Annotated in this window: 20 protein-coding genes; 17 read left to right on the top strand and 3 right to left on the bottom strand. The window is 46.2% G+C overall.

Annotated features, from left to right (window positions below; genetic code table 11):
• The first annotated feature begins 3 nt into the window (after positions 1-3).
• The 3 genes from KTR07_RS23240 (at position 4) to KTR07_RS23230 (ending at position 3,163) form a co-directional block, all read left to right on the top strand.
• Positions 4-1,323, top strand: a complete 1,320-nt coding sequence (locus tag KTR07_RS23240) for an aspartate kinase (protein ID WP_008764912.1) — start codon at positions 4-6, stop codon at positions 1,321-1,323.
• A 78-nt stretch (positions 1,324-1,401) separates the two neighbouring features.
• Complete coding sequence (gene lysA / locus KTR07_RS23235) at positions 1,402-2,562, top strand: diaminopimelate decarboxylase (protein ID WP_008762402.1); 1,161 nt, start codon at positions 1,402-1,404, stop codon at positions 2,560-2,562.
• A gap of 121 nt (positions 2,563-2,683) precedes the next feature.
• Positions 2,684-3,163 (top strand): ferritin, encoded by a 480-nt coding sequence (locus KTR07_RS23230; protein WP_008762403.1) that lies wholly within the window; start codon positions 2,684-2,686, stop codon positions 3,161-3,163.
• 98 nt (positions 3,164-3,261) lie between these two features.
• Here the strand turns inward: KTR07_RS23230 and KTR07_RS23225 are convergent, their stop codons facing one another.
• Together KTR07_RS23225 and kbl are read right to left on the bottom strand one after the other, a co-directional pair.
• Positions 3,262-3,669 (bottom strand): DUF2721 domain-containing protein, encoded by a 408-nt coding sequence (locus KTR07_RS23225; protein WP_008762404.1) that lies wholly within the window; start codon positions 3,667-3,669, stop codon positions 3,262-3,264.
• Positions 3,670-3,789: 120 nt separating this feature from the next.
• Complete coding sequence (gene kbl, locus KTR07_RS23220; RefSeq protein ID WP_008762405.1) at positions 3,790-4,977, bottom strand: glycine C-acetyltransferase; 1,188 nt, start codon at positions 4,975-4,977, stop codon at positions 3,790-3,792.
• A 137-nt stretch (positions 4,978-5,114) separates the two neighbouring features.
• Between kbl and KTR07_RS23215 the strand changes: the two genes are divergently transcribed.
• From KTR07_RS23215 to KTR07_RS23195, 5 genes are all read left to right on the top strand, one after another.
• The gene (locus KTR07_RS23215) at positions 5,115-6,071 is read left to right on the top strand and encodes an NAD-dependent epimerase/dehydratase family protein (RefSeq protein WP_008762406.1); all 957 of its coding nucleotides are present in this window, start codon (positions 5,115-5,117) and stop codon (positions 6,069-6,071) included.
• The gene (locus KTR07_RS23210; protein WP_008762407.1) at positions 6,068-6,916 is read left to right on the top strand and encodes a DUF4348 domain-containing protein; all 849 of its coding nucleotides are present in this window, start codon (positions 6,068-6,070) and stop codon (positions 6,914-6,916) included. The genes KTR07_RS23215 and KTR07_RS23210 overlap by 4 nt, the downstream gene beginning before the upstream one ends.
• A gap of 19 nt (positions 6,917-6,935) precedes the next feature.
• Entirely contained in the window at positions 6,936-7,931 is a 996-nt protein-coding gene (murB, locus tag KTR07_RS23205) for a UDP-N-acetylmuramate dehydrogenase (RefSeq protein ID WP_008762408.1), read from the top strand.
• Positions 7,928-8,686 (top strand): MBL fold metallo-hydrolase, encoded by a 759-nt coding sequence (locus KTR07_RS23200; RefSeq protein WP_011107742.1) that lies wholly within the window; start codon positions 7,928-7,930, stop codon positions 8,684-8,686. The genes murB and KTR07_RS23200 overlap by 4 nt, the downstream gene beginning before the upstream one ends.
• An 83-nt stretch (positions 8,687-8,769) precedes the next feature.
• Positions 8,770-10,347 (top strand): DUF3352 domain-containing protein, encoded by a 1,578-nt coding sequence (locus tag KTR07_RS23195; RefSeq protein ID WP_113748368.1) that lies wholly within the window; start codon positions 8,770-8,772, stop codon positions 10,345-10,347.
• Positions 10,348-11,055: 708 nt separating this feature from the next.
• Here KTR07_RS23195 and KTR07_RS23190 read toward each other — a convergent pair.
• On the bottom strand, positions 11,056-11,430 hold the full coding sequence (locus KTR07_RS23190) for a DUF3127 domain-containing protein (RefSeq protein ID WP_008764919.1): 375 nt from the start codon (positions 11,428-11,430) through the stop codon (positions 11,056-11,058).
• Between the two features lie 152 nt (positions 11,431-11,582).
• Here KTR07_RS23190 and dnaN point away from each other — a divergent pair, with 152 nt between their 5' ends.
• The 9 genes from dnaN to KTR07_RS23145 form a co-directional block, all read left to right on the top strand.
• On the top strand, positions 11,583-12,707 hold the full coding sequence (gene dnaN, locus KTR07_RS23185; protein ID WP_117981463.1) for a DNA polymerase III subunit beta: 1,125 nt from the start codon (positions 11,583-11,585) through the stop codon (positions 12,705-12,707).
• A 129-nt stretch (positions 12,708-12,836) separates the two neighbouring features.
• Positions 12,837-13,616, top strand: coding sequence for a 3'-5' exonuclease (locus KTR07_RS23180; protein WP_008762413.1), 780 nt, complete (start codon positions 12,837-12,839; stop codon positions 13,614-13,616).
• Positions 13,616-14,818: a bifunctional phosphopantothenoylcysteine decarboxylase/phosphopantothenate--cysteine ligase CoaBC gene (gene coaBC, locus KTR07_RS23175; RefSeq protein ID WP_016267211.1), complete on the top strand. Its 1,203-nt coding sequence runs from the start codon at positions 13,616-13,618 to the stop codon at positions 14,816-14,818. The genes KTR07_RS23180 and coaBC overlap by 1 nt, the downstream gene beginning before the upstream one ends.
• A 37-nt stretch (positions 14,819-14,855) precedes the next feature.
• Complete coding sequence (recN, locus tag KTR07_RS23170) at positions 14,856-16,523, top strand: DNA repair protein RecN (RefSeq protein WP_011107738.1); 1,668 nt, start codon at positions 14,856-14,858, stop codon at positions 16,521-16,523.
• 33 nt (positions 16,524-16,556) lie between these two features.
• A complete protein-coding gene (gene rlmB / locus KTR07_RS23165; RefSeq protein WP_008762416.1) occupies positions 16,557-17,300 on the top strand; it encodes a 23S rRNA (guanosine(2251)-2'-O)-methyltransferase RlmB in 744 nt (247 codons plus the stop codon).
• 1 nt (position 17,301) lies between these two features.
• Positions 17,302-19,008, top strand: a complete 1,707-nt coding sequence (locus KTR07_RS23160) for a serine protease (RefSeq protein WP_117981462.1) — start codon at positions 17,302-17,304, stop codon at positions 19,006-19,008.
• A 553-nt stretch (positions 19,009-19,561) separates the two neighbouring features.
• Positions 19,562-20,134, top strand: a complete 573-nt coding sequence (locus KTR07_RS23155; RefSeq protein WP_117981461.1) for a UpxY family transcription antiterminator — start codon at positions 19,562-19,564, stop codon at positions 20,132-20,134.
• A 45-nt stretch (positions 20,135-20,179) separates the two neighbouring features.
• Positions 20,180-20,548, top strand: a complete 369-nt coding sequence (locus tag KTR07_RS23150) for a UpxZ family transcription anti-terminator antagonist (RefSeq protein ID WP_117981460.1) — start codon at positions 20,180-20,182, stop codon at positions 20,546-20,548.
• Positions 20,549-20,563: 15 nt separating this feature from the next.
• Positions 20,564-22,145: SLBB domain-containing protein (locus KTR07_RS23145; protein WP_217315516.1), on the top strand; the 1,582-nt coding region annotated here is incomplete at its 3' end.

Below are 22,145 nucleotides of genomic sequence, written 5' to 3'. Positions count from 1 at the left end.
AAAATGAAAGTTTTAAAGTTTGGAGGAACTTCCGTGGGTTCTGCTCAGCGGATGAAGGAAGTAGCCAAATTGATTACCGATGGTGAACAGAAGATTGTTGTCCTTTCTGCAATGTCAGGAACAACAAATACATTGGTGGAAATTTCGGACTATCTGTATAAGAAGAATCCGGAGGGTGCCAACGAGATTATCAATAAGCTGGAATCAAAATATAAACAGCACGTTGATGAGCTTTTTGCAACTCAGGAATATAAACAGAAAGGTTTGGAAGTCATCAAGTCTCACTTCGACTACATCCGCTCCTATACTAAAGACCTTTTCACTTTGTTCGAAGAGAAAGTGGTTTTGGCACAGGGAGAGCTTATTTCTACGGCTATGGTCAACTTCTACCTGCAGGAATGCGGTGTGAAGTCCGTATTGCTTCCGGCTTTGGAATTCATGCGTACTGACAAGAACGCGGAACCGGACCCTGTATATATTAAGGAGAAACTGCAGACACAACTGGAATTGTATCCGGATATGGAGATTTACATCACACAAGGTTTCATCTGCCGCAATGCTTACGGTGAGATAGACAACCTGCAGCGTGGTGGCAGCGATTACACCGCATCCTTGATCGGTGCTGCCGTAAAGGCTTCCGAAATCCAGATATGGACGGACATCGACGGTATGCACAATAACGACCCGCGCATTGTGGACAAGACAGCGCCGGTTCGTCAGCTGCATTTCGAAGAAGCAGCCGAGCTGGCTTACTTCGGTGCAAAAATCCTGCACCCGACTTGCATCCAGCCTGCTAAATATGCCAATATACCTGTACGTCTGCTGAATACAATGGACCCGGATGCTCCCGGAACACTAATTTCTAATGACACGGAGAAAGGTAAGATTAAAGCCGTAGCTGCCAAAAACAATATTACAGCTATCAAGATCAAATCAAGCCGTATGTTGCTTGCTCATGGTTTCCTGCGTAAAGTATTCGAGATCTTTGAAAGCTATCAGACTTCTATTGACATGATCTGTACTTCAGAGGTCGGTGTATCTGTTACAATAGACAACACCAAGCATCTGAACGAGATTCTGGACGACCTGAAAAAATACGGTACTGTCACTGTTGACAAGGATATGTGTATTATCTGTGTAGTAGGTGACCTGGAATGGGAGAATGTCGGTTTCGAAGCTAAAGCGCTTGATGCGATGCGGGATATACCTGTACGAATGATTTCCTTTGGAGGAAGTAACTACAACATTTCCTTCCTTATCCGGGATTGCGATAAGAAGACGGCGTTGCAGTCGCTGAGCGATATGCTTTTCAACAACAAATAATTCCACAAATAATACGAGCGCTTTTATTGATACTGATAAAAGCGCTCTTTTTAACTAACTAAACAAGTTTCTTGAATTATGAAAGGAATATTTCCAATCGATAAATTCCGTACTTTGCAGACACCTTTCTATTATTATGATACGAAAGTGCTGCGTGATACATTGTCGGCTATTAACCAAGAGGTTGCCAAATATCCTAGCTATTCCGTACATTATGCCGTGAAGGCGAATGCCAATCCGAAAGTACTTACCATTATCCGTGAAAGCGGAATGGGAGCAGACTGCGTGAGTGGCGGAGAAATCCGTGCCGCTGTCCGTGCCGGATTCCCTGCCAATAAAATCGTTTTTGCCGGAGTCGGGAAAGCGGATTGGGAGATCAACCTCGGACTGGAATATGGCATCTTCTGTTTCAATGTAGAGTCTATCCCCGAACTGGAAGTCATCAACGAACTGGCTGCCGCTCAAAATAAGATCGCTAATGTCGCTTTCCGTATCAATCCGGATGTCGGGGCGCATACGCACGCCAATATCACCACCGGTCTGGCTGAAAACAAATTCGGTATCAGTATGCAGGACATGGACAGGGTGATCGATGTGGCTTTGGAAATGAAGAATGTAAAATTCATCGGTCTGCACTTCCATATCGGTTCGCAGATATTGGATATGGGTGATTTCATTGCTCTCTGTAATCGGGTGAATGAATTGCAGGACAAGCTCGAAGCACGCCGCATCCTGGTAGAGCATATCAATGTAGGAGGAGGTCTGGGCATTGACTACGGTCATCCGAACCGCCAGTCCGTTCCGGACTTCAAAAGCTACTTTGCTACCTATGCCGGACAACTGAAACTGCGTCCTTACCAGACGCTGCACTTCGAACTGGGACGTGCGGTGGTAGGACAGTGCGGCTCTCTGATATCCAAAGTGCTGTATGTAAAGCAGGGAACGAAGAAGAAATTTGCCATCCTCGATGCAGGTATGACAGACCTGATTCGTCCGGCTTTGTATCAGGCTTATCACAAGATGGAAAACATTACTTCGGAAGAACCCGTAGAGGCTTATGACGTAGTAGGCCCGATCTGTGAATCATCAGACGTTTTCGGTAAAGCGATTGACCTGAACAAAGTGAAGCGGGGGGACCTGATTGCACTTCGTTCCGCAGGTGCCTACGGTGAGATTATGGCATCCGGATACAACTGCCGTGAACTGCCGAAAGGATACACTTCGGACGAGCTGGTGTAAATAAAATGTGAATGTAGTTTAAAAATGCAGGGAGCTTGGAACAATTTTAACTGAAATCTTGTTATTTTTGTAATGAGTTCAAAAGAAAACTACATTAACAACTTAATAAAAATATACGATTATGATTTCAGAAAAATTACAGAAAGCAATCAATGAGCAGATCACTGCTGAAATGTGGTCTTCTAACCTGTATCTGGCAATGTCTTTCTACTTTGAGAAAGAAGGTTTCAGTGGCTTTGCACATTGGATGAAGAAACAATCTCAGGAAGAAATGGGACATGCTTATGCAATGGCCGATTACATCATCAAACGTGGCGGAACTGCTATAGTTGACAAGATTGATGTGGTTCCCAATGGCTGGGGTACTCCGCTGGAAGTGTTTGAACACGTTTACAAACACGAATGCCATGTATCTGCATTGGTAGACAAGCTGGTAGATGTGGCTGCTGCTGAAAAAGATAAAGCTACTCAGGATTTCTTGTGGGGATTTGTCCGCGAACAGGTAGAAGAAGAAGCTACTGCACAGGGAATTGTGGATAAAATCAAGAAAGCTGGTGATACCGGTATTTTCTTTGTTGATTCACAACTGGGACAACGCTGATAATGATCTGAAAAATAGAAAATTATATAAGAGAAGCTGTTTGGGTTTATATTCAGACAGCTTCTTTTTTTATCTTACTTATCAACTTCCCTGCCGGGCTATTTCTTTATCTTTCCTTTTTCCATAGCTCCCAGATAAATCTCCAGCGAGCGGGTAGAAATCTGTATTTCGCGGAAGGATACACCCAAAGAAGCGATTAACAGTATCAATGCCAGTCCGAATACATAAACCGATAACAACTGCAGTCCGATGTAAATAAGAAACATACTGACTACACAGAAAAAGAGGCTTGCTATCCCCAGTCCCTGCATCGTGCGTGTCAGATTCAACCGTTTCCTCAAATTCTCGATTTGTGCTACCGTGATATCCGTAGGATTTTCCATATAGCGGTCCCGCAACTGTCGCACCAGCTGCGCATACGATAAAAAACGATTGGTATAAGCCAGCAAAATCAGCGAAACAGCCGAAAAAAGCAAAGCAGGAGTAGTGAGCGTAAGTTCTTCCATCTTGAAAAATAGGTAATAGGTAATAAATAATAGGTAATAAGTAATAGGTAATAAGTAATAGGTCATGCGGGTAAAGCTACCGGCAGCTACGATTATTACCTATTACCTATTACTTATTACTTATTTCAAGGTTCCCAGTTCTTTGCCAACCTTAATAAAAGCAGCGATACATTTGTCGAGGTGTGCTTTCTCGTGTCCGGCAGAGATTTGTACACGGATACGTGCCTGTTCTTTCGGAACGACCGGATAATAGAATCCCGTCACATAAATGCCTTCTTCCTGCATGCGTGCGGCATAAATCTGAGAGAGTTTGGCATCATACAACATAACGGCGCAGATGGCACTTTGTGTCGGTTTGATGTCAAATCCGGCAGCTGTCATTTGGTCACGGAAATAGTTTACATTCTCTACCAGCTTGTCATGCAGCGCATTGCTTTCTTTCAGCATCTTGAATACTTCGAGACTTGCACCGATGATACCCGGAGCCAACGAGTTGGAGAACAGATAAGGACGGCTGCGCTGACGCAGTAAGTCGATGATCTCCTTGCGGCCGGTGGTAAATCCTCCCAATGCGCCTCCGAAAGCCTTGCCCAGTGTTCCCGTATAGATGTCTACGCGTCCGTAAGTCTTGTACAGTTCGCTGACGCCGTGGCCCGTAGCGCCAACCACACCTGCAGAGTGCGATTCGTCCACCATTACGAGTGCATCATATTTCTCGGCCAGGTCACAGATCTGATCCATAGGTGCTACATTTCCGTCCATAGAGAATACACCGTCGGTAACAACGATACGGAAACGTTGTGCCTGAGCTTCTTGCAAGCATCTTTCCAGATCCTTCATATCCGCGTTGGCATAGCGATAGCGTTTCGCTTTGCAAAGACGTACGCCGTCGATGATAGAAGCATGGTTCAGAGAGTCCGAGATGATGGCGTCTTCTTCGCTGAAAAGCGGTTCGAACACACCTCCGTTGGCGTCGAAACAGGCTGCATACAGAATGGTGTCTTCTGTCTGGAAATAATCAGAGATAGCAGCTTCCAGTTCCTTATGTATATCTTGCGTTCCGCAGATGAAGCGGACAGATGACATACCAAATCCACGGCGCTCCATCATTTCTTGAGAAGCTTTAATCAGACGGGGGTGATTGGACAGTCCCAGATAGTTGTTGGCGCAGAAATTCAGCACTTCTTTTCCTTTTACAGTGATGGCAGCTTGCTGCGCACTTTCGATCAGTCGTTCTTCTTTGTAAAGTCCGGCTTCCTTAATTTCAGCCAGTGTCTGGCTGAGGTGTTCTTTCATTTTACCGTACATAATGTTTGAGTGATTAAGTTAATGGTGCAAAGGACACGATTTTTCTTGGAATAAACAATATCTTTTTGATTTAAATCTGAAAAAAAAGTGCTTACTTTGCGCACTATTTAGCTTAACACTTTTATTTAAAAGGAAAAATGAAACACATTTTGATTATTGGAGCCACCGGACAAATAGGATCCGAGTTGACGATGGAGTTACGCAGGCGTTATGGAAACACAAACGTAGTAGCAGGTTACATCCAGGGTGCAGAGCCCAAAGGAGAGTTAAAAGAGTCGGGACCGTCGGCAGTTGTCGATGTAACGAATGGTGAAATGATTGAATCGGTGGTGAAGGAATACCACATTGATACCATATATAATTTGGCTGCACTGCTATCGGTGGTGGCTGAGTCCAAGCCGAAGCTAGCCTGGAAAATTGGTATTGACGGACTGTGGAATGTTTTGGAAGTGGCGCGTGAGCAGGGATGTGCGGTATTTACCCCCAGTTCTATCGGATCGTTCGGTGCAAGCACGCCTCATACACAGACACCACAGGATACTATCCAGCGTCCCCGTACTATGTATGGAGTCACCAAGGTAACGACAGAGTTGCTGAGTGACTACTATTTTAACAAATACGGTGTTGACACACGTGCTGTCCGTTTCCCGGGCATCATTTCGAACGTGACCCCTCCGGGAGGAGGAACCACCGATTATGCTGTCGATATTTATTATTCGGCAGTAAGAGGAGAAAAATTTGTGTGCCCTATCAAAGAAGGCACTTTAATGGATATGATGTATATGCCGGACGCGCTGAACGCAGCAATCATGCTGATGGAAGCAGATCCGACCAAGCTGATACACCGCAACGCTTTCAATATCGCCTCTATGAGTTTCGACCCTGAGACGATTTTCCATGCCATCAAGAAGCATGTGCCCGCGTTCGAGATGATCTATGATGTAGATCCTTTGAAGCAGCGCATAGCGGACAGCTGGCCCGATAGTCTGGATGACACTTGCGCCCGCGAGGAGTGGGGGTGGAAGCCGGCTTACGATCTGGAAAGCATGACGGTAGATATGCTTGAAAAGCTAAGAGAGAAACTGAAAAAATGAAAAAACTAATTGCGGGGGTTCTGGTGCTCACTATCCTTGGTTCCTGTGGAAACAAGAAAACGAACATCGACCCCTTTGCATCTATCACTCAAGAGGTGGATTCTATCCGGCACAAAGCCGATTCGATCCATCAGGAGGAATTGCCGGAAGAGCCCAAACCGACAGAAGCGGACGAATCTTTCGACGATTTTATCTATAATTTTGCTTCCGATGATGCCTTGCAGCGTCAGCGTGTCAAGTTTCCGTTGCCCTATTACAAGGGAGATGAGAAAACCAATATCGAAGAACGCAACTGGAAGCATGATGACTTATTTACCAAACAGCATTATTATACGCTCCTGTTTGATAAAGAAGAAGACATGGATTTGGTGGGGGACACCTCACTGACCTCCGTTCAGGTGGAATGGATATTCGTGAAAACCCGAATGGTGAAAAAGTATTATTTTGAGCGTATCAAAGGGGCATGGATACTGGAGGCTATCAATCTGCGCCCTGTTGAGCGGAATGAAAATGAAGACTTTGTGGAGTTTTTCAGTCATTTTGCTGCCGACAGCCTTTTTCAAAGCCGGCGTGTGCAGGAGCCTCTGGCTTTTGTCACCTCAGATCCGGACGATGACTTCTCTATTCTAGAGACTTCTCTTGATTTGAACCAGTGGTTTGCTTTCAAGCCAGCATTGCCTACAGACCGCCTTTCAAATATCAATTACGGACAGCGGAATGATGATAACTCGCCGACAAAGATTCTCGCCTTGAAGGGAATCGGAAACGGCTTCTCTAATATTCTATATTTCAGGCGGAAAGCAGGCGAATGGCAACTGTATAAGTTTGAAGATACCAGTATTTAACAACGAAAAAACGGAAGATATGTATTCTCTTTTATCACACAATACGTTCGGCATTGATGTCTATGCCGAACGGTTTCAGGAATATGCTTCGGTAGAAGAACTGAAGACATTGATAGCTCAAGGTGCCCTTACGACACCTTTTTTGCATATAGGCGGCGGAAGCAACCTGCTTTTTGTCAAAGACTATGAAGGGCTGGTCTTACATTCCCGCATCGAAGGGATCGAGGTGACGGAAGAGGATGAACGGAGTGTAGCCGTGCGGGTAGGAGCAGGCGTGGTTTGGGATGATTTTGTAGGATATTGTGTAGAGCATGGCTGGTATGGAACGGAAAATCTCTCCCTTATTCCCGGTGAAGTGGGAGCGAGTGCCGTGCAGAATATCGGTGCCTATGGTGTGGAAGTGAAAGACTTGATCACCTCTGTCGAAACAGTGAACATTCACGGTGAGGAGCGTGTTTATGCTGTAGATGAATGTGGCTATGCCTACCGCGACAGCATTTTCAAACGTCCGGAGAATAAATCCGTATTTGTGACTTATGTCTGCTTCCGGCTCAGCAAGGAAGAACGTTATACATTAGATTACGGCACCATCCGTCAGGAACTCGAACAGTATCCCGAACTGACCTTGCCGGTACTCCGGAAAGTGATTATCGATATCCGTGAAAGCAAATTGCCCGACCCGAAAGTGATGGGAAATGCCGGTAGTTTCTTTATGAATCCCATCGTTCCGCGCGAAAAACTGGAAGCCTTGCAGCAGGAATTTCCCCGAATCCCCTTCTACGAACTGAATGACGGACGAGTGAAGATTCCGGCAGGATGGATGATTGATCAGTGTGGCTGGAAAGGAAAAGCATTAGGTCCGGCGGCAGTGCATGACAAGCAGGCCTTGGTGCTCGTTAATCGGGGCGGAGCGAAAGGCAGCGACATCCTTGCGCTTTCGGATGCGGTACGGGCTTCTGTTCGTGCGAAATTCGGCATAGACATTCATCCGGAAGTAAATTTGGTTGGGAAATGAAAGTAAGAATACTTGGAAGCGGAACATCGACGGGAGTTCCTCAGATTGGATGCACCTGTCCGGTCTGCACTTCTGCCGATCCGAAGGATAATCGTCTGCGTGCGTCTGCAATCGTTGAGACGGAAGATGCGCGGATACTTATAGACTGCGGGCCCGATTTTCGGGCGCAGGTGTTACACCTTCCTTTTGAGAAGATAGACGGTGTGCTCATTACGCACGAACATTATGACCACGTGGGCGGGCTGGATGATTTGCGTCCGTTTTGCCGCTTCGGGGCGGTTCCTATCTATGCCGAAGAATATGTGGCACGCGCATTGCGTTTGCGGATGCCTTATTGTTTTGTCGATCACCGTTATCCCGGTGTTCCTGATATTCCCTTGCAGGAAATTGAGGTCGGGCACGCCTTTTCCATCCACCATACGGAAGTGGTGCCTTTGCGGGTGATGCACGGTCGGCTGCCGATTTTGGGCTACCGTATCGGCAGGCTGGGGTATATCACGGATATGCTGACCATGCCCGAAGAATCGTATGAACAATTGGAAGGGATAGATGTTCTGATTATGAATGCGCTTCGTATCGCTCCTCATCCTACTCACCAGAATCTGGAGGAGGCATTGAAGGTGGCAGAACGTATTCGGGCAAAGGAGACATACTTCATCCACATGAGTCATGATATGGGGCTGCACAAGAAGGTAGAGAAGGAGCTTCCTGAAAATATTCACCTTACATATGACGGAATGGAAATCATTTTCTGATTATTGGTGATTTTTTTAGCAAAAGTTTTGTTTTCTTTGTAGAAATTATTATTTTTGCCCCTAGCCGATAAACAGCAAATATTATGAAACTTCGTACGATAGTGAAAATAGCGATCACTTCTTCTGTTGTACTTTTGTGCTCAGGTTTTGCGTTGTACTCTTTTTTTAGGTTGTCGGCTGCCGAGGATCAGAAGGATTTTGATCTCTATACCTTGGTTCCGTCCTCTGTTTCAGCAGTGTTTGCGACGGAAGATGTAGCCGAATTTGTAATGGAAGTGGATGAGCTGACCTGTAGTCGGGATCACCAGTATCTTTATGTTTCCAAACTCTTTTCTTATCTGAAACAATATCTTTATTCTCTTCTCGAAGATGCTCCTCACGGTCTGAGCAGGCAAATGAATCAGATGCTGATCAGTTTCCATGAGCCGGACAATGATCGTAATCAGGTGCTTTACTGCCGGTTGGGGAATGGAGACCGTGCGCTGATCGACCGTTTTGTGCAGAAATATGTTTCGTCGGGCTATCCTTCGAAAACATTCGATTATAAGGGTGAAGATATCATTATCTATCCGATGGCGGACGGTGATTTTCTCGCCTGCTATCTGACGGAAGACTTTCTGGTGCTCAGTTGTCAGAAAAAGCTGATAGAGGAGGTGATAGATATCCGCAAAACCGGCAAGTCGCTGGCTGCCGACTCTGCTTTTAAAGAAGTGCGGGCGCCGAAGAAAAGTCCGACTGTTGCTACCGTCTACACTCGTCTGGCAGGAATGATGGGATGGACGGAGTTTGATATGAAGCTGAAGGATGATTTCATTTATTTCTCCGGAGTCAGCCATTATGTAGATACTTGTTTTAACTTTATAAATGTAATCCGCCAGCAGGAATCTGTCAAAGGATTTCCGGGCGAGACACTGCCTTCCACTGCTTTTTATTTCAGTAAACAGGGCATTACGGACTGGGCATCCCTGCTTTCCTATGGCGGTACGCAGGAATATGCGACGGCAGGCAGAACGAGTGAAGTGCTGAATCGGGATCGGGAATTGTCACGTTATCTGGCAGAGAATACGGGGCAGGATTTGGTGGCTTGTCTTTTCCAGCGGGAAGACTCTCTGATGGGGCCTGCGGCTGTTTTAAGTCTCTCGGTGATGGATGTGGCTGAGGCGGAAAGGATGTTGCGCTCTTTGGTAAATACGGCTCCGGCAGAGGAAGGAACAGGCCGGAATTCACGTATAACTTTTTGTTATACTCCCTCTAAAGCATACCCTGTGTACAGGTTGCCTCAAACAACGTTGTTTACGCAACTAACCAGTTTTGTAGAGCCGTCCTTGCATGTTTTCGCTACATTTTATGGCGGACGTTTACTGCTTGCCCCCGATGAAGATAGTTTGTCACGATATATCCGCCAGCTGGATAATGACGAAGTGCTTGACGGCGCTTTGGCTTATCGGGCGGGGACGGACGGATTGTCCGATTCGTATCATTTCATGTTGATGGCGGACTTTGGACACGTGCTCGAACAGTCCGGACATCAGGTTCATTACGTGCCGGAATTCTTTCTCCGCAACTCCGAATTTTTCCGTAATTTCATTCTTTTTGCGCAGTTTACTTGTGCGGACGGGATGGTCTATCCCAACATTGTTTTGAAGTATAAATCCGAATAGAATTCGAAGAAAAAAACTGGCGAAAATAGAGGGGAAAAATAGCTCTTAATTTGCGAAACTAAAAGCTCTGAAACGCCTTCTGGCAGGGCGCGAAAACCGAATGGAAACCAGTAGAGTAGAGAAGAGTATATAATTCTATTCTAAAGAAATAGAATTAATAAGAAAAAAGATAGAGAATTTTGCCGCCGCTGATTCACTTTTTATTCCATTCCGTAAGATGCCTTTGAGAGAATTCATGAAGGGGTGTCAAAAGAACTAAAGTGGGGGCTAAAAAATCGATTCTATCTCTATTCTCCTCCTTCGGGAAGGAGGAATGGTCGCAGACCGAGGTGGTAGGAGAAATAATGTTTATTTCTATTTCTTTGTAAATGATAGGATTATGTATTCACCTACCACCTCCCCCTACGGGTACTCCTCCTTCCTGAAGGAGGAGAGTTTAGTTACTATTGACTTTTGGCATACCTTCATGGGGGCTTTTCCGTCTCGCTGTCCAATCTCCTTCGTCTCGCTGCTCAATCTCCTTCAGCTCGCTGCTCAATTCCTTTCGCCTTGCTGCTCAGTCCTTTTCAGCTCGCTGCTGAATCCGCATTGGCCCCGAGGTGAATTCACTTCAGCTCGGTGTCCGGTTACCTCAGGGGACAGTCATAAAAAAAACTCCCGACAGAAATAGTTCCATCGGGAGTTTTTTATGCAGATTGTTTTTAATTCTTAGAACGGCAGGTCGTCTTTTGCGTCACCCATCGTGAAATCCGGGGTAGCAGACGGAGCCGGGGGAGGAACGGGAGCACCCGGAGCCATAGGAGCACCTGCGCCTACACGTTCAACTTTCCATGCACGGATACTGTTGAACCAACGGTCGTTCCATTGACGGGCGTCAACGTCGAATGATACGGTCAGTTCTTCGCCCATCTGAATGTTGAACTGTTCGATTTTGTCGGCGCCAAATACGTCGAAACACATTTTGCGCGGATATTGGTCATGGTTTTCGATTACGAACTCTTGTGATTTCCACTCGTTGCCGCTAGTCTTTGAAACTCCACCTCTCGGAGGGAGGATAGCGATGATTTTTCCTGTAAATTCCATTGCGATAATTTTAAATTCTGCGGCGAAGTTACAATTTTTTAGGAATATCCCTCACACAATGCTTGTTTTTTCTTTCGTTTTCTTGGGCAGCACGAATCTTTTTTCGTAACTTTGTGCGATATATAATTCAAAACTTAAATACTCGAAAATATATGAAATTTATCGTTTCAAGTACTGCTCTTTCCAGCCATTTACAGGCTATCAGTCGTGTAATTAACTCTAAGAATGCGCTGCCTATTCTCGATTGTTTTCTCTTCGAATTGGAAGACGGAACATTGTCTGTGACTGTTTCTGACAGTGAAACGACCATGGTGACAACCGTTGAGGTAAATGAAAGCGATACAAACGGGCGTTTTGCCGTAGTAGCGAAAACATTGCTTGATGCACTGAAAGAAATTCCGGAACAACCGTTGACATTTGACATCAACACGGACAATTATGAAATCACAGTGCAGTATCAGAACGGAAAGTATAGTCTGATGGGACAGAATGCTGACGAATTTCCGCAGTCGGCTGTGCTGGGCGAAAATGCAGTCCGCGTGGAGATGGAAGCAGGTGTACTGCTGGGTGGTATCAACCGTTCGGTATTCGCAACTGCCGACGACGAACTCCGTCCGGTAATGAACGGTATATATTTCGATATTACAACAGAAGACATCACGATGGTGGCATCGGACGGTCATAAGCTGGTACGTTGCAAAACGCTGGCTGCCAAAGGAAACGAACGTGCCGCGTTCATCCTTCCGAAGAAACCCGCTACATTGCTGAAAAACCTGCTTCCGAAAGAACAGGGAACAGTAACCATCGAATTTGACGAACGCAACGCTGTGTTTATGCTGGAAAGCTACCGCATGGTCTGCCGTCTGATCGAAGGACGCTATCCGAACTACAACTCGGTAATTCCGCAGAACAACCCTCATAAAGTGACTGTAGACCGTCAGCAACTGATCGGAGCTTTGCGCCGCGTGTCTATCTTTTCTTCACAGGCAAGCAGTTTGATCAAGCTGCGTATGCAGGAGAATCAGATTGTGATTTCCGCACAGGACATCGATTTCTCCACTTCTGCCGAAGAAACACAAGTTTGCCAATATTCGGGTGCCGCTATGAGCATCGGATTCAAATCTACTTTCCTCATCGATATCCTGAACAATATTTCGGCCGATGAAGTGGTAATCGAACTTGCCGATCCGTCGCGTGCCGGAGTCATTGTGCCGGTAGAACAGGAAGAAAATGAAGACTTGCTGATGCTGCTGATGCCGATGATGCTGAACGATTAGTTATTTAATGGAAAATTGAAAATGGATAATGGATAATGAGCTGCGCTGTCAGTGTTCAGGAGTTATCCATTTTTTATGTTTCCTATCCATTATCAATTCTCCATAATCCATTATCCATTAAAGAAAGAAATGAAATTAAATTTGAAAAACCCGATTGTGTTCTTCGATCTGGAGACAACGGGAACCAATATCAACACAGACCGGATCGTTGAAATTTGCTATCTGAAAGTATATCCTAACGGGAATGAGGAAACGAAAACAATGCGTATCAATCCCGAAATGCATATTCCTGAAGCTTCTTCTGCCGTACATGGCATTTATGATGCCGATGTAGCGGACTGTCCGACTTTCAAGGAGGTGGCAAAGAATGTGGCCCGTGACATTGAAGGCTGCGATTTGGCTGGATTCAACTCTAATCGCTTCGATATTCCGGTATTGGCAGAGGAATTTCTTCGTGCCGGTGTAGATATCGATATGACGAAGCGCAAGTTTGTCGATGTACAGGTGATTTTCCACAAGATGGAGCAACGTACCCTTTCGGCTGCCTATAAGTTCTATTGCGAAAAGAGTCTGGAAGACGCCCATACGGCCGAGGCCGATACACGTGCCACTTATGAGGTGCTGAAAGCACAGCTCGACCGCTATCCGGATCTTCAGAACGACATCGCCTTCCTGGCAGAATATTCAAGTTTCACTAAGAATGTGGACTTTGCCGGCCGGATGGTGTATGACGACAATGGTGTGGAAGTATTTAATTTCGGAAAATATAAAGGAATGTCTGTAGCCGAGGTACTGAAGAAAGACCCCGGATACTACAGCTGGATTTTAAACAGTGATTTCACGTTGAATACCAAGGCGGTGCTGACTAAAATCCGTCTGCGTGAAATGAGTAATTTGATTACAAAATAATGCTAAAAGGAAAAAAGATAATTCTTGGAATAACCGGTAGCATCGCTGCTTATAAGGCTTGTTACATTATCCGCGGACTGATAAAGCAGGGAGCGGAAGTGCAGGTGGTCATTACTCCGGCGGGAAAAGAATTTATTACTCCCATCACTCTTTCGGCTTTGACCAGTAAGCCGGTCATCAGCGAGTTTTTTGCCCAACGAGACGGTACGTGGAACAGCCATGTGGACTTGGGTCTGTGGGCGGATGCCATGCTGATCGCACCCGCTACCGCCTCCACCATCGGAAAGATGGCGAACGGGATAGCAGACAATATGCTGATAACCACTTATCTTTCGGCCAAAGCTCCGGTATTCATTGCACCGGCTATGGACCTCGATATGTATGCACATCCTTCTACACAGAAGAATCTGGATATATTGCGTTCCTACGGCAACCGCATCATTGAGCCCGCAACGGGTGAACTTGCCAGCCATCTGGTCGGCAAAGGGCGTATGGAAGAACCGGAAAACATTATCCGAGTGCTGGACGAGTTTTTCTCTGCGAGTGCCGAACTTCAGGGAAGGAAAATTATGATAACTGCCGGACCGACTTACGAAAAGATCGATCCGGTCCGTTTTATCGGCAATTATTCTTCCGGTAAGATGGGATTTGCTTTGGCGGAAGAATGTGCCCGTCGTGGGGCAGAGGTGACGTTGATCGCCGGACCGGTGCAACTGAAAACGCAGCATTCGCGTATCCACCGGATAGATGTGGAATCTGCTCAGGAAATGTATGAGGCAGCGCAAACCTGTTTCCCGACTTCCGACGTGGGGATTCTTTGTGCGGCAGTCGCCGATTTCCGCCCGGAAACGGTGGCCGGCAAAAAGATCAAACGGGAGAAGGAAGAAGAACTGACCTTGCATCTTCAGGCTACGCAGGACATTGCTGCAAGTCTGGGAAAGATCAAAGAAGACAATCAACTGTTAGTGGGGTTTGCCCTCGAAACAAATAACGAACAGCAGAATGCCGAAGGAAAGCTCGAACGTAAAAACTTTGACTTTATCGTCCTCAACTCTCTGAATGACGCGGGAGCCGGCTTCCGTCACGATACAAACAAGATTAGCATTATTGATCGCAAAGGTCGCGAGGATTATCCTCTGAAGCCCAAACAGGAAGTAGCGCAAGACATCATCAACCATCTGATTGCCGTCTTGACTCACTGATCTTTATTTTTTAGGTTTAATTTTTAATTTACAGAAGGTGTTACGTTCACTTTATATTCAGAATTACGCATTGATAGAAAAACTGGATATCGGTTTTGAAACAGGCTTCTCGGTCATCACAGGCGAGACGGGGGCCGGAAAATCGATTATTCTGGGAGCTATCGGTCTGCTGCTCGGACAGCGTGCCGATGTGAAAGCGATTCGTCGTGGAGCTTCTAAATGTATTATCGAAGCACGTTTTGATATCTCGGCTTACGGTATGCGCCCGTTTTTTGAAGAGAACGAACTGGAATACGACGACGAGGAATGTATCCTGCGGCGCGAAGTGCAGGCGTCCGGCAAAAGCCGCGCATTCATTAATGATACGCCTGCTTCGCTGGCACAGGTGAAGGAATTGGGCGAACAACTGATCGATGTACATTCGCAGCATCAGAATCTTTTGCTCAATAAAGAAGGTTTCCAACTGAATGTACTCGATATTCTGGCTCATAACGATGATGCGCTGGAGAAGTATCATTTACTGTATAATGAATGGAAGCTGCTCGACCGTGAATTGTCCGAGCTGACGGCACTTGCCGAGCAAAGCCGGACGGATGAGGACTATCTTCGTTTCCAGCTGGAACAACTGGAGGAAGCTCATCTGGTGGAAGGGGAACAGAGTGAACTGGAGCAGGAGGCGGAAACTCTGAGTCATGCTGAGGAGATCAAAGCGGGGCTTTACCGCATCGAACAGTCTTTTTTCTCGGACGAAGGCGGACTGCTTTCTTTCCTGAAAGATAATCTGAATACGCTGAATAATCTGAGAAAGGTGTATCAGCCTGCCGGAGAACTGAGCGACCGCATGGAAAGTGCCTACATCGAACTGAAAGATATTTCGCAGGAAGTCTCAGCGCAGGGAGAATCCATCGAGTTTAATCCTACCCGTCTGGACGAAGTGAACGATCGTCTGAATCTGATTTACTCCCTGCAACAGAAGCATCGGGTACAGACACTTGAAGAATTGATGGCCTTGGCAGACCAATATCGCAGTAAGTTGTCCGAGATCACCTCTTATGATGATCGCATAGCCGAACTGACTGCCCGCAAGGAAGCCCAGTATGAACGGGTGAAGAAGCAAGCCACCGTGCTGACAAAAGCCCGTGCGGCAGCCGCCCGTGAAGTGGAGAAACAACTGGCTGAACGGCTGGTCCCGCTGGGTATGCCCAACGTCCGCTTCCAAGTGGAAATGGGATTGAAGAAAGAACCGGGCATACAGGGGGAGGATACTGTCAACTTCCTGTTCTCCGCCAACAAGAACGGAACGTTGCAAAGCATATCTTCCGTTGCTTCTGGAGGTGAAATTGCGCGTGTGATGCTTTCTATCAAAGCGATGATCGCCGGTGCGGTGAAACTGCCTACGATTGTATTTGATGAGATCGATACCGGAGTTTCCGGTGAAATAGCCGACCGTATGGCGGATATGATGCAGGAAATGGGTGACTGCAACCGTCAGGTGATCAGTATCACACATCTGCCTCAGATCGCAGCTCGCGGGCGCGCTCATTATAAAGTATATAAGAAGGACAGCGATACGGAAACGAACAGCCATATCCGCCGTCTCACCGATGAAGAACGGGTAGAGGAGATCGCTCACATGCTGAGCGGAGCCACATTGACCGAGGCTGCCCTCAGCAATGCGAAGGCCCTGTTGGCCCGTACTTCATAATCCATAATTCAAAATTTATAATTCAAAATTACAATGACCGATAAAAGTGAAATGATTTTCGGCGTCCGTGCCGTCATAGAGGCCATTCAGGCTGGAAAAGAGATTGATAAGATCCTCGTTAAGAAAGACATTCAAAGTGATCTTTCCAAAGAGCTTTTCGCAGCATTGAAAGGATTGCTGATTCCTGTTCAGCGTGTGCCGGTGGAACGTATCAACCGCATCACACGGAAGAATCATCAGGGTGTGGTTGCCTTCATTTCCTCTGTGACCTATCAGAAGACGGAAGACCTCGTTCCTTTCTTATTCGAGCAAGGCAAGAATCCGTTTTTTGTGATGTTGGATGGCATAACGGATGTGCGTAACTTTGGTGCGATAGCCCGTACCTGCGAATGTGCCGCGGTGGATGCGGTGATTATTCCTGCGCGTGGCAGCGTATCGGTGAATGCCGATGCCATGAAGACTTCCGCAGGTGCGTTGCATACATTGCCTGTCTGCCGCGAACAGAATCTGCGTGCGACTTTGCAGTATCTCAAGGACAGCGGTTTCCGTATCGTTGCCGCTACCGAGAAAGGAGATTATGACTATACGAAAGCCGATTATACGGGACCGATGTGTATCATCATGGGAGCGGAGGACACCGGTGTATCATATGATCATCTGGCTCTCTGTGACGAATGGGTGAAGATACCGATGCTGGGAACTATCGAATCTCTGAATGTTTCCGTAGCTGCCGGTATTTTGATTTATGAAGCTGTGAAACAAAGAAACAACGACTGATATGAAGAAACTTTTAATCTTACCTTTAGCGCTTTTCCTCTTGGTACAGAGCGGTCTGGCGCAAACCCCGAAATGGGTGGAGAAGGCGAAACGTGCTGTTTTCTCAGTAATAACTTATGATAAGAATGACAAGATGCTGAATACCGGAAACGGATTTTTCGTATCCGAAGACGGACTGGCTCTCTCTGACTACAGTCTCTTCAAAGGGGCTGAGCGTGCGGTGATTGTCACAGCCGAAGGCAAGCAAATGCCGGTCAGCCTGATTTTGGGAGCAGATGATATGTACGATGTGATCAAGTTTCGTGTGGCCATCACCGAGAAGAAAGTGCCGTCACTGGTAGTGGCGACTACTGCTCCGGTTACAGGCGCTGACGCATGGATGCTTCCTTATTCTACGCAGAAGAGCATTGCCTGCGTTTCGGGTAAAGTGAAGGATGTATCGAAGATTGCTGGAGAATACCATTACTATACCTTGAGTATGCAGATGAAAGACAAGATGGTGAGTTGTCCGGTGATGAATGCGGAAGGCCAGGTGTTCGGTATTTCACAGAAGTCCTCCGGTGCGGATACGGTAACGACTTGTTATGCGGCAGGGGCAGCTTTTGCAATGTCGCAGAAGATTAGTGCTCTGTCTTTGGGAGACGTTGCTCTGAAGAATATCGGTATCCGGAAAGGATTGCCCGAAGCGGAGGATCAGGCATTGGTGTATCTGTTTATGGCTTCCACGCAGATGTCGGCTGATGAATATGAGAAATTGCTGGACGATTTCATTCGCCAGTTCCCCAGCAGTACCGATGGATATATCCGTCGTGCCAACTATTACGTAGCAAAAGGTAAGGATGACCAGTCTTATTTTGACAAGGCTGTAGCCGACTTTAATCAAGCCTTGAAGGTGGCGGCTAAAAAGGATGATGTGTATTATAATATCGCCAAGCTGATATACGGTTATCAGCTTTCAAAACCGGAAACGACTTATAAAGACTGGACGTATGATACGGCTTTGAAGAATCTCCGTCAGGCGATGGCTATCGATCCTTTGCCCGTTTATACGCAGTTGGAAGGAGATATACTTTTTGCACAGCAGGACTATGCAGGTGCTTTGGCCGCTTATGAGAAGGTGAATGCCAGCAATCTGGCTTCAGCAGCCTCATTCTTTAGTGCCGCCAAGACGAAAGAATTGCTGAAGGCAGATGCCAAAGAAGTGTTGGCATTGATGGACAGTTGCATTGCTCGTTGTCCGCAGCCTGTCACGGCAAACTTTGCTCCTTATCTGCTGGAACGTGCACAGATGTATATGAACAACGATCAGGCAAGAAATGCAATGCTCGATTATGATGCTTATTATAAGGCTGTGAATGGACAGGTCAATGACCTTTTCTATTATTATCGTGAGCAGGCTGCGTTGAAAGCCCGCCAATATCAGCGTGCATTGGATGATATCGTGAAAGCGATTGAATTGAGTCCCAAAGATCTGACTTATCGGGCAGAACATGCAGTGGTTAATCTGCGTGTAGGACGTTACGAAGAATCCATGAAGATACTGAATGAAATTCTGAAAGACGAGCCGAAATATGGGGAAGCATACCGGTTGTTGGGCCTTTGTCAGATACAGTTGAAGAAGACGGACGAAGCTTGCGGAAACTTCAATAAAGCGAAGGAACTGGGTGATCCGAATGTGGATGAACTTATAAAAAAATATTGTAAATAAGCGGAGGTGCTTGGAAAGAATAACGTCTTACTTTCTTTTCGGACTCCTTAGTAGTAAAAATAAACCCCTGCCGGCTTCTACAGTCGGCAGGGGTTCTCGTTTTTGGGGACGTTTGTAAAATACTCTCTCTCTCTAATTTCTCCCCACTTGTCAAGTTCAGGTTTCAGGTCTTAATATGATATATAGGTTTGATTCTTTTTTTTCTCCCGTTTATAAGTTAAATGCAGCAGTTTATAGAATACTGCATCCTTTCTTTATTTTTTTTCTCAGAATAGTTATTTTTTTTCTTTTTATGGTAAAATCTTCTGATTGAGGTGGAGCTTTTAATTCTTTTTTAAGGGCTGGGCAATGAAAATATTGAATATTTCATTGTTCGTAAATGGTATAATAAATAGGTGTTGAAAATGAAACAAACAGATATTTCCCTCTAATTATGGTCGTTTAACGAAAATATTATTGTTTTTTATTTGCGTATATTGGTAAATATGGTCATCTTTGCACCGTTATTCGTTTCTGTTTGTTAAAGAATAACGAATAAGTGTGGGGTAAATAGATGATTTTTAGTAAAAAAGACATTCAAGAAGTTCTGCCGGCAGATGTGACTGGCAGGAGCGTAGCGTACCATAAACGTTGGTTAGTGGCTTTAGTACGTATTTCTCATGAGAAGAAAACGAGTGAGCGACTATCTAAAATGGGTATTGAAAACTTCCTTCCTGTTCAGCAAGAAGTGCATCAATGGAGTGATCGTCGAAAGGTAGTCGAGCGTGTTCTTCTTCCGATGATGATATTTGTGCATGTCGATATGTATGAACAGAAAGAAGTTTTGACATTGGGCTCTATCAGCCGATATATGGTATTGCGTGGAGAAAGTACTCCTGCTGTCATTCCGGATGGACAGATGCACCGCTTTAAATTTATGCTAGACTATTCGGACGAGGCGATTAATATGAGTACGACTCCCTTGTCACCAGGAACCAAGATTAAGGTTATCAAAGGGCCATTATCCGGACTTCAGGGAGAATTGGTTACAGTAAATGGAAAATCGAAAGTAGCAGTCCGTCTAACTATGTTGGGATGTGCTTTTGTAGATATACCAGTAGGGTGTGTAGAGCCTCTGGAGAAATAAGGGTTTAAATATAAGTGAAACAAGCATTAAGTGAATAAAAGGGGTATGGTGAGTTTTTTACTACAAGAAAATATTGATGAACTGCAACATCTGGCAGATCATTTACTTCACATCGGTGATAAAAATGGGTATGTATACACCGATGACCTTTCTGCATTACAACAATCAATCCACGAAAAGATAAACGATTTATATTCACAACGGGGGAAGACACCGGAGCAGGATGCTACCCTGTGTTTGGCCATCCTTCAGGGATATAATGTGTCGATGTACGCCAATCCGGAAGACGAGGATAGAAAACGGTCTGTCTTGCAGCGTTCTCTGACCCTTCTTGATGTTCTTCCCCCATCTCTTCTTAAACAACAGTTGTCTGCCGTCTGTCACGGTATGCAGGAACTGTGTGAAACCAACTAACTTTTTTATTTGTCAATGAAAATACAACGACTTTTTAGCATTCTACTTTTTTGTTCTATGCTGGGAAGTGGCTCGCTTATGGCCCAGTCCATGAGTGACTCACAGGTACTGGAATATGTGAAGGACGGCATCCGGCAAGGCAAGGAACAGAAACAGCTTGCTTCCGAGCTTGCGCGTAAAGGTGTGACCAAGGAACAGGCTATGCGTGTGAAGCAGCTCTATGAGCAGCAGAACAATGTAAACACCTCCCAATCCACGGGTACGGATATCAACGAGTCCCGCCTTCGTGAAGAGACTAAGGAAAATACTTCCGACATGCTGGAAGATCATCCGACTACGGAAGATTTGGCCCGTGAGGATCAGGTTTTCGGGCGCAACATCTTCAATACCCGCAACCTGACGTTCGAGCCTAGTGTCAACCTTGCCACTCCTGCCAATTACCGTCTGGGTCCCGGTGATGAAGTCATCATCGATATCTGGGGTGCTAGCCAGAACACGATCCGCCAGCAGATCTCTCCTGAAGGCACCATCAATATTCAGAAGATCGGTCCTGTCAACCTTAGCGGTATGACAGTCTCCGCCGCCAACGACTATCTGAAGGGCGCCCTGAATAAGATCTATAACGGTCTGAACAATACTACCGACCCTACTTCCGACATCCGTCTGACTTTGGGTAATATCCGTACTATCCAGATCAATGTGATGGGAGAAGTCGTGCAGCCGGGTACCTACGCTCTTTCTTCCTTCTCTACCGTCTTCCACGCGCTTTACCGTGCAGGCGGCGTGAGTGATATCGGCAGCCTCCGAAACGTTCAGTTGGTACGCAACGGAAAGAATATCGCCACCATCGACGTCTACGAATTTATCATGAAAGGCAACACACAGGATGACATCCGCCTTCAGGAAGGTGACGTGGTTATCGTCCCCGCCTACGATGTCTTGGTAAAGATCAGCGGCAAGGTAAAACGTCCTATGCGTTTCGAAATGAAGAAAGACGAGAACCTTGCCACTTTAATCAAATATGCCGGCGGCTTTGAAGCCGATGCCTACACCCGTTCATTGCGTGTTGTCCGTCAGAATGGTGAGGAATATGAGGTCAACACGGTCAAGGATATGGACTACAGCATCTACACAATGCGTAACGGCGACGTTGTAACAGCCGAAGCCATTCTTAACCGCTTCACAAACAAACTGGAAATCCGTGGCGCTGTCTATCGTCCCGGCATCTACCAGCTCAGCGGTAAACTGAACACGATCCGCGAACTTGTCCATGAAGCCCAGGGCCTGACCGGTGACGCTTTCCTGAATCGTGCCGTCCTTTATCGCCAGCGTGAGGATTTGACCAGTGAAGTTGTTCAGATAGACATCAGGTCTATCATGAACGGTACTTCCCCGAACCTCGCCCTGATGAAGAATGACATCCTCTACATCCCGAGCATTCACGATCTGGAAGATCGTGGCAATGTCACAGTTCACGGTGAGGTCGCCCAACCGGATTCCTATCCCTACGCTGATAACATGACACTTGAGGATCTGATCATCCAGGCCGGTGGCTTGAAAGAAGCCGCCTCCACTGTCCGCATTGATGTGTCGAGAC

Source organism: Bacteroides sp. MSK.20.82, assembly GCF_019052485.1.
Taxonomy (GTDB): domain Bacteria; phylum Bacteroidota; class Bacteroidia; order Bacteroidales; family Bacteroidaceae; genus Bacteroides; species Bacteroides thetaiotaomicron.
The sequence above is the reverse complement of the archived record's forward strand: the minus strand, read 5'-3'. Positions and strand labels throughout refer to the sequence as shown.

Excerpts from the sequence above, each read along its gene's own strand:
- KTR07_RS23240 (WP_008764912.1), top strand. The coding sequence starts at position 4 with ATGAAAGTTTTAAAGTTTGGAGGAACTTCCGTGGGTTCTGCTCAGCGG.
- lysA (WP_008762402.1), top strand. The coding sequence starts at position 1,402 with ATGAAAGGAATATTTCCAATCGATAAATTCCGTACTTTGCAGACACCT.
- KTR07_RS23230 (WP_008762403.1), top strand. The coding sequence starts at position 2,684 with ATGATTTCAGAAAAATTACAGAAAGCAATCAATGAGCAGATCACTGCT.
- KTR07_RS23225 (WP_008762404.1), bottom strand. The coding sequence starts at position 3,669 with ATGGAAGAACTTACGCTCACTACTCCTGCTTTGCTTTTTTCGGCTGTT.
- kbl (WP_008762405.1), bottom strand. The coding sequence starts at position 4,977 with ATGTACGGTAAAATGAAAGAACACCTCAGCCAGACACTGGCTGAAATT.
- KTR07_RS23215 (WP_008762406.1), top strand. The coding sequence starts at position 5,115 with ATGAAACACATTTTGATTATTGGAGCCACCGGACAAATAGGATCCGAG.
- KTR07_RS23210 (WP_008762407.1), top strand. The coding sequence starts at position 6,068 with ATGAAAAAACTAATTGCGGGGGTTCTGGTGCTCACTATCCTTGGTTCC.
- murB (WP_008762408.1), top strand. The coding sequence starts at position 6,936 with ATGTATTCTCTTTTATCACACAATACGTTCGGCATTGATGTCTATGCC.
- KTR07_RS23200 (WP_011107742.1), top strand. The coding sequence starts at position 7,928 with ATGAAAGTAAGAATACTTGGAAGCGGAACATCGACGGGAGTTCCTCAG.
- KTR07_RS23195 (WP_113748368.1), top strand. The coding sequence starts at position 8,770 with ATGAAACTTCGTACGATAGTGAAAATAGCGATCACTTCTTCTGTTGTA.
- KTR07_RS23190 (WP_008764919.1), bottom strand. The coding sequence starts at position 11,430 with ATGGAATTTACAGGAAAAATCATCGCTATCCTCCCTCCGAGAGGTGGA.
- dnaN (WP_117981463.1), top strand. The coding sequence starts at position 11,583 with ATGAAATTTATCGTTTCAAGTACTGCTCTTTCCAGCCATTTACAGGCT.
- KTR07_RS23180 (WP_008762413.1), top strand. The coding sequence starts at position 12,837 with ATGAAATTAAATTTGAAAAACCCGATTGTGTTCTTCGATCTGGAGACA.
- coaBC (WP_016267211.1), top strand. The coding sequence starts at position 13,616 with ATGCTAAAAGGAAAAAAGATAATTCTTGGAATAACCGGTAGCATCGCT.
- rlmB (WP_008762416.1), top strand. The coding sequence starts at position 16,557 with ATGACCGATAAAAGTGAAATGATTTTCGGCGTCCGTGCCGTCATAGAG.
- KTR07_RS23160 (WP_117981462.1), top strand. The coding sequence starts at position 17,302 with ATGAAGAAACTTTTAATCTTACCTTTAGCGCTTTTCCTCTTGGTACAG.
- KTR07_RS23155 (WP_117981461.1), top strand. The coding sequence starts at position 19,562 with ATGATTTTTAGTAAAAAAGACATTCAAGAAGTTCTGCCGGCAGATGTG.
- KTR07_RS23150 (WP_117981460.1), top strand. The coding sequence starts at position 20,180 with ATGGTGAGTTTTTTACTACAAGAAAATATTGATGAACTGCAACATCTG.